At 55.5% G+C, this 12,443-nt stretch carries 12 protein-coding genes; 3 read left to right on the top strand and 9 right to left on the bottom strand.

The window, feature by feature from the left end; all coding sequences use genetic code 11:
- Positions 1-701: 701 nt before the first annotated feature.
- A complete protein-coding gene (locus IGS51_RS04100) occupies positions 702-848 on the top strand; it encodes a hypothetical protein (protein WP_297076258.1) in 147 nt (48 codons plus the stop codon).
- 4 nt (positions 849-852) lie between these two features.
- Here IGS51_RS04100 and IGS51_RS04095 read toward each other — a convergent pair whose 3' ends face one another.
- The 4 genes from IGS51_RS04095 to IGS51_RS04080 form a co-directional block, all read right to left on the bottom strand.
- Complete coding sequence (locus tag IGS51_RS04095) at positions 853-1,698, bottom strand: biotin--[acetyl-CoA-carboxylase] ligase (protein ID WP_297076255.1); 846 nt, start codon at positions 1,696-1,698, stop codon at positions 853-855.
- Positions 1,699-1,907: 209 nt separating this feature from the next.
- Positions 1,908-3,326 carry an NAD(P)(+) transhydrogenase (Re/Si-specific) subunit beta gene (locus IGS51_RS04090; protein ID WP_297076252.1) on the bottom strand — a complete coding sequence of 473 codons (1,419 nt, stop codon included), beginning with the start codon at positions 3,324-3,326 and terminating at the stop codon, positions 1,908-1,910.
- Positions 3,326-3,619: an NAD(P) transhydrogenase subunit alpha gene (locus IGS51_RS04085; RefSeq protein WP_297076250.1), complete on the bottom strand. Its 294-nt coding sequence runs from the start codon at positions 3,617-3,619 to the stop codon at positions 3,326-3,328. Before IGS51_RS04085 ends, IGS51_RS04090 begins: the two co-directional genes overlap by 1 nt.
- Positions 3,620-3,720: 101 nt before the next feature.
- A complete protein-coding gene (locus IGS51_RS04080; RefSeq protein ID WP_297076248.1) occupies positions 3,721-4,887 on the bottom strand; it encodes a Re/Si-specific NAD(P)(+) transhydrogenase subunit alpha in 1,167 nt (388 codons plus the stop codon).
- A gap of 1,037 nt (positions 4,888-5,924) precedes the next feature.
- On the opposite strand from IGS51_RS04080, the gene IGS51_RS04075 reads away from it, so the two are divergent.
- Complete coding sequence (locus IGS51_RS04075; RefSeq protein ID WP_297076245.1) at positions 5,925-6,461, top strand: DUF2808 domain-containing protein; 537 nt, start codon at positions 5,925-5,927, stop codon at positions 6,459-6,461.
- A 170-nt stretch (positions 6,462-6,631) separates the two neighbouring features.
- Here the strand turns inward: IGS51_RS04075 and IGS51_RS04070 are convergent, their stop codons facing one another.
- The 3 genes from IGS51_RS04070 to IGS51_RS04060 all read right to left on the bottom strand — a co-directional run bounded on the left by IGS51_RS04070 (position 6,632) and on the right by IGS51_RS04060 (position 8,970).
- On the bottom strand, positions 6,632-6,922 hold the full coding sequence (locus IGS51_RS04070; RefSeq protein ID WP_172358454.1) for a YiaA/YiaB family inner membrane protein: 291 nt from the start codon (positions 6,920-6,922) through the stop codon (positions 6,632-6,634).
- A 251-nt stretch (positions 6,923-7,173) separates the two neighbouring features.
- Positions 7,174-8,079 (bottom strand): metal ABC transporter permease, encoded by a 906-nt coding sequence (locus IGS51_RS04065; protein ID WP_297076242.1) that lies wholly within the window; start codon positions 8,077-8,079, stop codon positions 7,174-7,176.
- A gap of 135 nt (positions 8,080-8,214) precedes the next feature.
- Positions 8,215-8,970 carry a metal ABC transporter ATP-binding protein gene (locus IGS51_RS04060; protein WP_297076239.1) on the bottom strand — a complete coding sequence of 252 codons (756 nt, stop codon included), beginning with the start codon at positions 8,968-8,970 and terminating at the stop codon, positions 8,215-8,217.
- Between the two features lie 717 nt (positions 8,971-9,687).
- Here IGS51_RS04060 and IGS51_RS04055 point away from each other — a divergent pair.
- Positions 9,688-10,665 carry a zinc ABC transporter substrate-binding protein gene (locus tag IGS51_RS04055; RefSeq protein WP_297076236.1) on the top strand — a complete coding sequence of 326 codons (978 nt, stop codon included), beginning with the start codon at positions 9,688-9,690 and terminating at the stop codon, positions 10,663-10,665.
- Between the two features lie 7 nt (positions 10,666-10,672).
- Here IGS51_RS04055 and IGS51_RS04050 read toward each other — a convergent pair whose 3' ends face one another.
- Together IGS51_RS04050 and IGS51_RS04045 are read right to left on the bottom strand one after the other, a co-directional pair.
- Positions 10,673-11,971, bottom strand: a complete 1,299-nt coding sequence (locus IGS51_RS04050) for a glutamyl-tRNA reductase (protein WP_297076234.1) — start codon at positions 11,969-11,971, stop codon at positions 10,673-10,675.
- A 63-nt stretch (positions 11,972-12,034) separates the two neighbouring features.
- On the bottom strand, positions 12,035-12,214 hold the full coding sequence (locus tag IGS51_RS04045; protein ID WP_297076231.1) for a hypothetical protein: 180 nt from the start codon (positions 12,212-12,214) through the stop codon (positions 12,035-12,037).
- Positions 12,215-12,443: the final 229 nt, after the last annotated feature.

Genomic DNA, 12,443 nt, shown 5'->3' with positions numbered 1-12,443 from the left:
GCGGGGGCGGCGAGAGCAACTCTTGGGCGCTGGGAACCTCATCGGCACTGTCTGCCGTCTGGGCGATCGCCACTGCGCTTGGCAAGATTCCGGTGCTGCCCAGAATGCTCAATCCTAAAACCACCGACAGGGAGTGGCGCACGCTATCCACTTTCGCGGAAGAGTTCTTTGCAGAGGTAGTGTTCCGATTCTGAGTCATCACCATTCCTAACAAACGAGTCCTGACAAATGCGAATCCTGCCAAGTGCGAGTCCTGACAAATCATTCCGCTGATTCCGCGCCAACCGAGTCCTGACAAAACAAGCCTTGAGAAATCAGCAGTTTCCGCCATTTTTTGCACCGTGGCGCGCGAGGGCGACGCTCAGCAGTCTAAACCTGCGGTTCTCTGCACGACTTCGTAAACAATCCTAACCAACAATCCGTGATCCTCATGGAAGTAAAACTGAGCTTGATGACGACTTCATCAATTCATATAAATTTCGTATCAAGGACACCAATATTGTCCTTTCTTAACATAGAGCAGAGCGGACTGGCTGTCGTCGGGATGCTTTACAGACGGCTGGGAGTGCCAGAATTCCTGCGTGTTGCCTGACCCAGTTTCAGATTGCTTCACTCCGCCAATCCCCACAGCGAAATCTATGTAATTTCCCAGTGCCGCCTATACAGGTTGCCCACTTTTCTAATGAACATCTATCTAATGAATGGCGCGAATCACCGCTGAAGACCGCCAAAGCCACGGCATCCTGGAGATTCTTCACCCGCCAGAGCAATTGCTCAGGACAAGTCGGATGATTCGCAATCGGACGATTCGCAAAGCGATCCCTGCGGGAATCGCCCCGCCGCCTTAGACCGTCAGTCTTCAGAACAAGTTCCCGCTGGATAGCCCAACTGGATGCTGCCAGGGGGCAACAGACGCTCTGAAAGCCCAGAGGCATGGTTTGCTTGGACGCGCAGTTGCCCGTCTAAGCCAATCCCTACGATTTCTACAGTTTCGCCAGGGGTTTCAGCATCCCCCACCAGGGTAATTGTCTGCCCGCAGTTGCTCAGCAGCGCTTCGTATTCTATTCGCAGTGCCTCGGTGCCACGCTGCTGCCAGGATGCGTATCCTAACCGCAGCCCTTGCAGGGCGATCGCCCCCAGGTCTTCTAGGGACGCAATTTTCAGGGCATATCCCTGGTCTTGCAGCGTGTTCAGGTTAATACCCGGTTCCGGTACAGGATTCGCCCAATTCAGCCCCACGCCCACCACAGCCTGCCTAATGTGCCCCTGCTGCACCCGCGTTTCCGTCAGCACGCCCCCCAGCTTGCGGCCCAACACCACCAAGTCATTCAGCCACTTAAGCCGCACGGGTACACCCGCCTGACGCAGGGCGATCGCCACACCCCAAGCGCTCCACAGGGTAATCTGGGGCGCGTGTTCTGCCCGCAGCGACGGACGAAAGCCCCAGGACAGATACAAGCCACCCGGATGCGACTGCCACTGCCGCCCCCACTGCCCACGCCCTGCCCGCTGCTGTTCGGCAATGACCACGACCTCATCTGCGGGATGCTGGGCCAGATGCGCCCAAGCGGCCCGGTTAGTGGAATCCAGCACCTCGTAGACCTGGACGTTCAGCCCCGCTAGGTCTGGGGGACTGGAAACGTTGGCATGGGCGATCGCCGGAAGCGCGTTGTAAAAGCGATCAAGGCTAAAGGGCATCGAGGCAATTGGACTGGCTAGCAGCGGCTATAGAGCAAAAAGGTTGTAGCGCAAGAAAAGTAGTTATAGAGCCAATAAAAATGTGGGAGAGCCGTGGTTCAGCTTCCCACACTGGGTTGAGTGATTCAAGACAAAAGCCAAGGGCGACAGGCTAAAACATAGCCACTCTCAGCTTTCCAAGACCTGAGTCCCTGACCCTACAGCCCTAACTAGAGTTCCTTTACCCCAGCAACGAGTTGCGTCACGACATCCTTTGCGCTGCCAAACAGCATTAGCGTTTTGTCTTGATAAAACAGTTCGTTTTCGACACCCGCGAACCCTTTATTCATGCCGCGTTTGATCACGATGGTGTGGTTTGCCTTTTCCACTTCCAAAATCGGCATTCCGTAAATTGGGCTTTCCGTGTCGTGGGCAGCGGCGGGGTTCACCACGTCGTTTGCGCCGATCACCAGGGCCACGTCGGTATGCTCGAATTCAGGGTTGATCGCGTCCATATCGTAAAGCTGGGGATAGGGCACATTGGCCTCTGCCAGCAGCACGTTCATGTGACCGGGCATCCGTCCGGCAACGGGGTGAATGGCATATTTTACATCCACGCCCAGCCGCTCTAGCTGGTCAGCCAGTTCCCGAACGGCGTGCTGCGCCTGGGCCACCGCCATGCCATAGCCAGGAACGATGACGACCGACCGCGCATAGCCCAGCATCATCGCCGCTTCTTCGGTATCGACCGAGTGAACCGTCTTGTCGGCGATCGCCCCTGCTGCACCACCCGCCGCTTTTTCCTTTGCCTTGCTAAAGGCGCTGAAGAGGACGTTGGGCAGCGATCGGTTCATTGCTTTGCACATAATCTGCGTCAGGATGATCCCCGACGCGCCCACCAGTGCGCCAGAGATGATCAGCATGTTGTTGGACAAAACGAACCCAGCCGCGCTGGCGGCCAGCCCCGAAAAGGAGTTCAACAGCGAGATTGCCACGGGCATATCTGCGCCGCCGATGGGAATTGCAAACAGCACGCCCAGAATCAGCGAAATGGCGACCAGCACCAAAAAGATGGTGGGATCGTTTGGTTCTGCAATCAGCAGCACGCTACCCACCAAAAACAGACCAACCAGGCCCAGGCTGACAAACCGCTGGAGCGGAAAGATAATCGGCACGCCGCTCAACAACTCTTGCAGCTTGGCAAAGGCGACCAGGCTGCCCGTGAGCGTGATGCCGCCGATAAAGACGCTGAGGATAATCGTCAGCACGCTTCCCAGAGGCAGCGCCTCGCCTGTGCCCATCAGTCGCCAAAATTCTGCGATCGCCACCAGGGTCGATGCGCCACCGCCCAGGCCGTTGAGCAAGCCCACCATCTGGGGCATGGCGGTCATTTCTACCTTCTGCGCCATCACCACGCCCACGGCCGAGCCGATCAGGATGCCCACTGCAATCAGCGTGTAGTCGATAATGCCGCGATCTAGCAGCGTGGCGGCAATCGCCACCAGCATCCCCACCGCCGCCAGCACATTCCCCCGTCGGGCTGTGGCGGGCGATCCCAGTTGTTTCAAACCCACAATAAACAGCGAGGCGGCTGCTAAATAAGCAAGCTGGATGCCATTGAGCAATAAGCTATCGAGGGTGTTGTTCATTAGCTCCGTGCCTCTTTTTTCTTGAACATTTGCAGCATCCGGTCGGTCACCAGAAATCCGCCGACCACGTTGACGGTGGCCAGGGCGATCGCCACCACCCCCAGCACCGTCGTCACCGTTCCGTTGCCGCTGCCCGCCACCAGCAGCGCCCCCACCACCGCAATGCCAGAAATCGCGTTGGAACCCGACATCAGCGGCGTGTGCAGCGTCGGCGGCACTTTATTAATCACTTCAAACCCGACAAACGAAGCCAACACAAACACCACCAGTCCTATCATTAGACTGTCTGCCATGCCGTTTTCTCCCGTATTACTAAAAATTGCTGGAGCCGTTGCTGGAGCCGTTGCTGGAGCCGTAGAGCATAGGAGGATAGGGACTTGGAACCGAATCCTCCTCATCCCCTTACGCCTTCACACGCCGCCGCCAGCGCTGCCTTCACGCGCTCATTGCGAATCTCGCCCCCGTGGGCAACGCAGGCGCTGGCGATGATATCGTCCTCAAAGTTGAGCGCCAGTTCGCCGTCCTTCACCATCAGTTGCAACAGCGAGGTGAGGTTTTTGGCATACATCTGGCTGGCGTGAATAGGCAGCGACGACGGCAGGTTAATCGGGCCCATAATGGTCACACCGTTTTTCACCACGTCTTTGCCCGGTTCGGTGCAGGCGCAGTTGCCGCCCTGCTCGGCGGCCAGATCGACCACTACGGAGCCAGGTTTCATCTGGGCGACCATTTCCTCGGTCAGCAGGATGGGCGCAGCTTTGCCCGGCACTTGAGCCGTGGTGATAATCACATCAGCTTGTTTAACGTGTTCGGTGATGACCTGGCGCGATCGCGCCTTAGCCGCCTCCGAAATCTCCTTGGCATAGCCGCCCTCGGCCACGGTATCCTCTTCCAGATTCACCTCAACGAACTTCGCCCCCAGGCTTTGCACTTCTTCCTTCACCGCTGGACGAATGTCAAAGGCTTCTACCACGGCACCCAGACGGCGACAGGTGGCGATCGCCTGCAAACCTGCTACGCCCGCCCCCATCACAAACACCTTCGCGGGTGGAATCGTCCCCGCCGCCGTCGTCAGCATCGGGAAAAACTTGGGTAGCGCCGCTGCACCCAGCAGCGCCGCCTGATACCCCGCCACACCCGCCTGGGACGACAGCGCATCCATACTCTGGGCACGGCTTGTGCGGGGGATCATCTCCATACTGATTGCTGTAACCCCTCGCTCAGCAAGCTGCTGAATGCGGGACGGCTCCCCCAGCGGGTTCAAAAAGCTAATCAGCACTGCACCCGAACGCAGACGGTCAATTTCGGATTGTCCATCTTCTCGCTCTCGCGGCGGACTCACCTTCAGCACCACGTCTGCTTCGCCCCACAGCCGCGCCCCATCGTTCAAAACCTTCGCTCCGGCAGACTCATAGGCTGCATCAGAAAAATGAGATAGGTCGCCTGCTCCCGCTTCGACCCACACTTCCAAGCCCTGTTTCACCAGTTTCCCAACCACATCGGGCACAAGCGCAACTCGACGTTCTCCAACTTCAATTTCCTTTGCAACTGCTATCTTCATTCATTCTCCTGGATGACATGATTCAGTAACCGCTGTTTATTCTGAAAACCTCACAAAAAATGCGCTGAATTAAAAACTCAGACGCAACCCCTCCCTGCAATCAAACTGCAATTTTCAGAATGAAATTTTCAGAATGAAATTCTGTAATTTTAATGACTGGTTTCTAATCTAGACTTCAAGACTGAAAGCATGACTTAAAGCTTGGGACACAAAGTCCAACAGCAACATGGCAATCGACACAAACCGCACAGTTCGCAAATACTGCACAGATAACGCTGTACAGATAGCTTGGATCGCCTCAGTCCCTTGCTCAACCTGAAATTTCGCTGCGCCACTCCGAACAGATTGGCAGCACCTAATCAGGATTGCACCGACCTCATACCCACAAACGGACATCTTTCTGGGGACTTTCGATTGGCACCTTTCAACTAGCAGCTTGGCAACTAGCACTTTTAGCGTTTTGCAACGAGTCTAGTGCCCTATAACTTGCTGACTCGCAACTCACCAAGCTTCAATTCGCATCCTACAAGCTTCTGAACTAGAACTGGCTCATCTTCAGGTTAATTTATGGATCGCTTATGAACGATGAAATTTTCCCCTCATGAGAATGACTCAATGTTTGTGATTACTCAGTTTGTGATTACTCAAATCATCAACCCAAACACAAGCGCCAAGAAGCACTCACCCTCTAGCCTATAAAAACTCCAGGAGTTCTGGAAAGAATGTAAACATCTGGATGTGTTTTGAAATATTTTTTGAAATATTTGAACATATCTGGATTAAACATATTTAGGAAGTCGGTCGAGGGCGATCGCCCAGAGCAGGCCCTAAACCCCTCCTAAAAACGCATTTTCCCTAGAAAAACGAGCCTCCTTTGCCAGGGCACTTTTTAGGAACTGGTTCGTCCACACTGCCTGATGCCCTGCATCCTGATGCCTCCGCCTCGGAATCCGAGAAGCGTAGTGTATCCTGAGAGGAGCATTAAACGGTAAAGTTTAGTGATGGTTCGAGAAGTCATGTTACTCAAACGCAGAGCTATGGTGTCTAAGTCCTCAATTCTCCGAATGCTTTCGGCAGTGGCGGTGTCTGGATGTGTAGCAGCGGGACTAGCTCCTGTGGTTCACGCCCAAGGACTGCCGGGCCTGGTGATTTTCAGCGGTGTAGAGCGTGAAAATCAACTGAACTATCGGTTGGACTTTAACGGCAGACCTTTTCAGACGGATCGATACCGCCTGCGGATTTCTCGCCAAAAGATGCGCTCAGACGTGTACGAGTTTACAGTGACCTATCCCGATACCTACCAGGGCACGTTCGACGAGAATCGGATTGAACTGCGGGTGAGAGGAGAGTCGGTTCCGCTGAACGAAGTGATCTGGAATCGCGAAACTCGTGAAATTACGATTTACCCCACCGAGCCAGTTCCGGCGGGTTCCCGCGTCGAGATTGTTCTGTCAAACGTGCGAAATCCCCGAAACGGCGGCACATTCTATTTCAACGCGCTGGTTCGAGCAACCGGAGACGTGCCCCTCCGTCGCTACATTGGCACCTGGATTATCGGAATTGGCCGCGAATAATCCGCAAATAGTCTGCGAATAGTCCGCGAATAATCCGCGAATCATCGAAATTGCCCATCAAGACAAAAATCTAGCCCGGAGCAAGACCCCTTCGCCTTGCTCCGGGCTTTGCACTTGTGGGTTGCCTTTCACCCAGTTTGCCTTTCACCGAGCAGACGGTTCCTGACAGACTATTTCAGCGGATGATGCTCCGCCAGCAGCCGCTCTACCCGTGCCTCATCAACCCGTGCCGCCAGTTTTTGCGCTTCGTGAATATCGCGGGTCGTTTTCGACAGGCTGATGGTAGACCCGACCGTAAAGGCCAATCCCATGCCAAAGTAGGCCTTCACCCAGCCATTCACAGGTAAGTAGCAAATCCCCAGACTCGTCGCTCCCAGCGAGATGATAAATGCTGCCCACGTTTGCACTACCCAAGCAGAGCTGTGCGTGGGGGAAACCATCAAATCCTTTGCCTTCGTCATTGCTGTTCTCTCCTTACGATTCAGGTTTACGATTCAGGTTCTTGAACAGCATCGTAAGAGGACTGATGCAGCAGATTTTATCCAGCCAGACACTTTCCAAAACTGTCTTGGGAAAAACCGATCCGCAGCGCCAATTTTCACCAGTTTTCTAGGCTGGATCTGCGGTTTGGGCTGAAAGCCAAGAGTCAGTTGCCCAAACTGGATGAACAGGCGTACTGCTAACTATTGTTGCTAATTATCGAGGTTGCTAACTATCGAGACTTTAGCCCACTCCAGAGTGCTTTGATCTCACGCCACAGTCCTGACTCGCCCCCTGTCCCCGCTCGCGTCCGGGTGAAAATGCCCTGGCTGGGGCTAAACAGCAGCGCCAGGAAAAACAGCACCGAGGCCACCAGCACAATCGCCGGGCCAGAGGGCAGGTTGAAATAGTAGCTGAGGTACATGCCGCTGATGCTGGAAACCACTCCCAGCAGAGCGCCTAGCCCCATAACCTGATGAAATCGCGGTACGAGGAGATAGGCTGTTGCCCCTGGCGTGATCAGCAGCGCCAACACCAGCACTACGCCGACGGCCTTCATGCTGGCCACCACCGTCAGCGCGATCAGCAGCATCAGCCCCAAGTTGAGCAAGTTAACGGGCAGTCCTGCCGCCTGCGCCCCCAGGGGGTCAAAGCTGTAGAACAGTAGCTCTTTGTAAAGCAGCACCACGCAGGCCAGCACCAGCACGGCTATCAGGGCTGTGTCGCGGACTTCTCCTGGCGTAACGCTGAGAATATTGCCAAATAGGAAATGGTTTAAGTCAATCTTGTTTTCTTTTTGGATTAGCGTAATCAGCGTGATGCCGAGCGCAAAAAAGGACGATAGGACGATTCCCATCGCTGCGTCTTCTTTGATGGGCGATCGCCGATGAATCCAGGCAATCAGCACCGTACTCAGCACTCCTGCCACAAACGCACCCACATAGATGTTGATGCCTAGCCAAAAGGCGATCGCCAATCCGGGCAGCAGCGAGTGGCTAATGGCATCGCCCAGCATCGACAGCCGCTGCACCATCAGGTAGCTGCCCACCACCGAGCAAATGACCCCGACGATGACCGCCACCAAGAGCGATCGCTGCATAAAGCTATAGCTGAGCGGGTCGAGCAGGAGATCCCACATTTGAAAGGGGGCAGATGAAAGGGGTCAGATGAAAGGGGTTTAGGAGTGAAGACGCATCAAGCGCTCGTGCGTAACGGAATCTCGTGCGTAACGGCAGGATCGCAAGGCAGATGCAGCACACGATTAAGGGGACAATTATGCGGCTTGCGAGAAGAACTGTACCAAGGTTCCGTAGGCGCGGCGCATGTTTTCGGGCGTGAGGACGTGCGATCGCGGGCCGGCGGCGATCAGGTCACGGTTGAGCAGGATGAGTTGGTCAAAGTTTGCGATCGATTCGCCCAGGTCATGGTTGACTACCAGGACAAGCTTACCGTCGGCCGCAAGTTCGCCAAAGATGCGGAACAGCACTGCTTCCGTCGTTTGATCTACGCCGACAAAGGGTTCATCGAAGCAAAACAGGTCGGCTTCTTGGGCCAGCGCTCTCGCCAGAAACACGCGCTGCTGTTGCCCGCCAGAAAGAGACCCGATTCGGCGATCGCCATAGGCGGCCATGCCCACGCGCTCCAGTGCAGCGGCAGCAATGCGGCGGCTAACCGCAGAATAGCGCTGAAACCAGCCCGTTTTTTGGGTGCGGCCCATCATCACCACGTCCCACACCGTCGCCGGAAAGCTCCAGTCAATCTGCGATCGCTGCGGCACGTAGGCGACGCGATCGAGCTGGTGGGTGAGCGGGCGATCCCTAGAAGCATCGCTACTCGAATCGCCCGACAGCACGCGCCCGGTGACCGTCGGAATCAGCCCCAGCGCGGCTTTGATGAGCGTACTTTTGCCCGCGCCATTGGGGCCAAAGATGCCCACCAGTTGCCCCGATTCCAGCGTCAGGTTGATGTTCCGCAAGGCCTGGGTGTCGCGGTAGTTCACGGTGAGATGGTCGATGGTGAGGCGAGTCATAGGAGTCAGGAGTTGGAGTTTGAGGGATTCAGAGACTTTGGTAATTTGGGCAATTTGGGCAAATATTCCTGAAAGGGATAAATACGCGATGTGCAATTTTCCATCTGCCCTCATCCCCGAACCCTTCTCCCAAGTCGGGCTACTGTGTACGACAAAATCTTCTAGGCTTGAGCGGCGATGCTGTGATCCCCCCTGACCCCCCTTAAACAAGGGGGAAACTGATCCCGGAGTGACCCAAAGCAGGAAGAACTGGCTCGGAAGTCCCCCTTAATAAGGGGGATTTAGGGGGATCTTTCGGAGCCTGACGCAAACCATCAAGAGGTCTGCACACAGTAGCCCAAGTTGGGAGAAGGGGAGCAGAGAGAACTAGCTCGGAAGTCCCCCTTAATAAGGGGGACTTAATAAGGGGGATTTAGGGGGATCTTTCGGAGCCTGACGCAAACCATCGAGAGGTCTGCACACAGTAGCCCAAGCCGGGAGAAGGGGAGCAAAAGAGGCTTGAAGTCCCCAGCCCAGCGCGGGAGAGGGCTTGAAGCCCTCGATACACCAGAAGGAAAAGGGTGAGGGAGAGCAGCAAAGCTGCACATCCCATACTAGACACGAAATTATGAGGCAATTATGAAAAGCCTCTGGGATCATCATACCCGAAATTATGAATCAATTATGAAATCGGGTAGAGTGAAAAATGAAAAGACTATGAAAGCACTGTAGCGAGTGATGCAAAACCCTGGAACGCAGATTTTTTCCTGGACGCTGGGGCGGCGGGCAGCGGTGACTGTTTTGGGGGCGATCGCCCTCGGCTGGCTGGCAAACAGTTGCCGCACGCCCCCAGTGCAAACGGGGAATTCTGAAAAACCAGTCGTTGTGGCGACCAACACGATCCTGGCAGATTTGACGCAGCAGGTCGGCGGCGAGGCGATCGCCCTGGTCAGCATCCTCAAGCCGGGAGATGACCCGCACGTTTACGAACCTGTGCCCAGCGACACGCAGCGGCTAGAAGACGCAGACTTGATTTTATACAACGGCTATAACCTGGAACCGGGGCTGATCCGACTGGCGGAGTCGGTCGGCGTGCGGGGTCGCAGGGTCGCTGTGGGCGAAGTCGTGCCCCCGCTGGAGCTAGCGGAAAAAGGCAGCACCGTACCCGATCCGCACGTTTGGGGCGACGCGCAAAATGCCATCCAAATGGTGAACGCGATTCGAGATGAGCTAATTCGCCTGTCGCCGGAAGACGCAGCCACCTTTACGCAAAATGCCGCCGATCTGGTTGCCACGCTGGAACGACTGGACGGCTGGATCACGCAGCAAATCCAGACTATTCCGCCCAGCCAGCGTCAGCTTGTGACGACGCACGATGCCTTTCAGTATTACGCCAGAGCCTATGGGCTGACGGTGCTAGGCACGCTCATCGGCATCAGCACAGAAGAACAGCCCAGCGCCCAAACCCTGCAACGGCTGGCAGACGCAGTAAAAGCGGCAAACGTACCCGCAATTTTTGCTGAGACTGCGATTAATCCCCGGCTGATTAATACCGTTGCAGAGGAAGCAGGCGTGCCCCTGGCAGACACAGAACTCCACGCCGACTCCATTGGCGGGAGAGGCAGCGGCGCGGAGAGCTATGTAGACATGATGGTGGCTAATACCAGGGCGATCGCCCGCAACCTAGGCGGCACTCCCAGCAACTGGCCCCAGTGAAAGGCGCTTAGCTAAACTGCTGGCTCGACTGCCCTTCCGACTCCAGGTTGAACAGGGTGCAGAGGGTTTCCATAGCCCGCCGCCGCGCCTCGATGTCTTGCTGCGCCCGCAGTTGCACCATCGGGTCATGCAGGATTTTGTTAATAATCCCTTTGCTCAGCGCCTCGATGATGCCCTGGTGCTTGTCGGCAAACTCTGGGCCTAAGCGAGACAGCGCCTTCTCAAGCTCCTGGGTGCGGATGCTCTCCATCTTGTCTTGCAGGCACTTAATCGTAGAAACGGTTTCGAGCGATCGCACCCAGTTGTTAAAGGCTTCAATCTCCTCATCCAGCAGCGCCTCGGCTTCCAGCGCCATCTGACGGCGGCTTTCCTGATTTTGCGCCACCACTGCCTTCAGGTCGTCCACATTAAAGACATGGACATGGGGCAAATCGTTGACATCAGAATCGACGTTGCGCGGCACGGAAATATCAAACAGCATTAAGTGCTGACCCGGCTCCATCATTGCTTCCAGCTTGGCCCGATCCAGCAGTGGCTCCGTTGCCGCCGTGCTAGTAAACACGATGTCAGAGTCGGCGATCACCGCACCCATCTTGTCTAGCGTGTGCAGTTGCAGGTGTGCATCGGGGAATTGTTTGGCTAATTCTTCTGCGCCTGCCAGCGAACGGTTCACAATGGCGATTCGATGCGCCCCTTTGGACAGCAGATGCTGCACCAGCAGTCGCGCCATTTTGCCCGCGCCCAGAATCGCAACACGGCTTGCGGCCAGGTTTTGCGCTTTGATCTGCGCCAGTTCAACCGCGGCGGAACTGATGGATACCGCGCCTGTGCCAATGCTGGTTTCGCTGCGGACGCGCTTGCCCGCCTCCACCGACTTTTTGAATAGATGGTTCAGCACGCGCCCAATGCCGTTGCACTGCTGCCCCAGCTTGTGGGTGTGCTTCACCTGCGACAAAATTTGCCCCTCACCCAGCACCAGGCTATCCAGCCCCGACGACACCCGCATCAGGTGCATCACCGCGTCCTGGTGCAGCAACACAAACAAATGCTGGCGCAGATGTTGCAGGGGAACCTTGCCGTATTCCGATAGAAACTGAGTGACCTCGCGGATGCCGTTATCGGTTTCGCTGGCAACGATGTAGATTTCCAGCCGATTGCAGGTGCTGAGGATGGCCACCTCTTCGACGTGAGGATAGCCGCAAAGCTGGGCGATCGCCGCTTCGGTTTGGGGCGTGGGGATGCTCAGCTTTTCTCGAACTTCTACTGGGGCTGTTTTATGACTCAGGCCCACCACCGCAATGTTCATAATCCTCCCAAAAGTTTCTCATCTGGCGCAGACGGTCAAAATCCGCCAAACGCCCAGTTTTTGTTATCTCCCGTAGTGACGACCACGGCTCATCCAAAAGTCTATCAACTCGCGGCCGCCCGGTAGATCTGCCAGCGACAGGCAGTTTGAGGCACTTCCAGACAATGTAACGAAGGTTTGTAACAGATCGAGATGGAGGGCGATCGCCCGCTCAGATTCTTGAAACCCTTGATATTGCGTCATAGTCGTCCTGACAAAAGCGCAATACTCCGTCTTCGCCATTAGAAATCTTAAGTAAATCCAAGACCTGCTTTACAAAACGCAACCAAAAGTTTAGGATTGTACACAGGTTAGGCAATCAAACCTAGCCGTTTCATTTTCTACAAACACACTTGTAGTTTTACGGACTCATTAGCAATGACAACGACCCTACAACGCACCGAACGTGCAAGCGTATGGGAACAGTTTTGCA

It is taken from the genome of Thermoleptolyngbya sp. M55_K2018_002 (genome assembly GCF_015295965.1).
Taxonomy (GTDB): domain Bacteria; phylum Cyanobacteriota; class Cyanobacteriia; order Elainellales; family Elainellaceae; genus Thermoleptolyngbya; species Thermoleptolyngbya sichuanensis.
Note: the sequence above shows the minus strand (reverse complement) of the source record. Positions and strands in the feature narration are given on the sequence as shown.

Excerpts from the sequence above, each read along its gene's own strand:
- IGS51_RS04100 (WP_297076258.1), top strand. The coding sequence starts at position 702 with ATGGCGCGAATCACCGCTGAAGACCGCCAAAGCCACGGCATCCTGGAG.
- IGS51_RS04095 (WP_297076255.1), bottom strand. The coding sequence starts at position 1,698 with ATGCCCTTTAGCCTTGATCGCTTTTACAACGCGCTTCCGGCGATCGCC.
- IGS51_RS04090 (WP_297076252.1), bottom strand. The coding sequence starts at position 3,326 with ATGAACAACACCCTCGATAGCTTATTGCTCAATGGCATCCAGCTTGCT.
- IGS51_RS04085 (WP_297076250.1), bottom strand. The coding sequence starts at position 3,619 with ATGGCAGACAGTCTAATGATAGGACTGGTGGTGTTTGTGTTGGCTTCG.
- IGS51_RS04080 (WP_297076248.1), bottom strand. The coding sequence starts at position 4,887 with ATGAAGATAGCAGTTGCAAAGGAAATTGAAGTTGGAGAACGTCGAGTT.
- IGS51_RS04075 (WP_297076245.1), top strand. The coding sequence starts at position 5,925 with ATGGTGTCTAAGTCCTCAATTCTCCGAATGCTTTCGGCAGTGGCGGTG.
- IGS51_RS04070 (WP_172358454.1), bottom strand. The coding sequence starts at position 6,922 with ATGACGAAGGCAAAGGATTTGATGGTTTCCCCCACGCACAGCTCTGCT.
- IGS51_RS04065 (WP_297076242.1), bottom strand. The coding sequence starts at position 8,079 with ATGTGGGATCTCCTGCTCGACCCGCTCAGCTATAGCTTTATGCAGCGA.
- IGS51_RS04060 (WP_297076239.1), bottom strand. The coding sequence starts at position 8,970 with ATGACTCGCCTCACCATCGACCATCTCACCGTGAACTACCGCGACACC.
- IGS51_RS04055 (WP_297076236.1), top strand. The coding sequence starts at position 9,688 with ATGCAAAACCCTGGAACGCAGATTTTTTCCTGGACGCTGGGGCGGCGG.
- IGS51_RS04050 (WP_297076234.1), bottom strand. The coding sequence starts at position 11,971 with ATGAACATTGCGGTGGTGGGCCTGAGTCATAAAACAGCCCCAGTAGAA.
- IGS51_RS04045 (WP_297076231.1), bottom strand. The coding sequence starts at position 12,214 with ATGACGCAATATCAAGGGTTTCAAGAATCTGAGCGGGCGATCGCCCTC.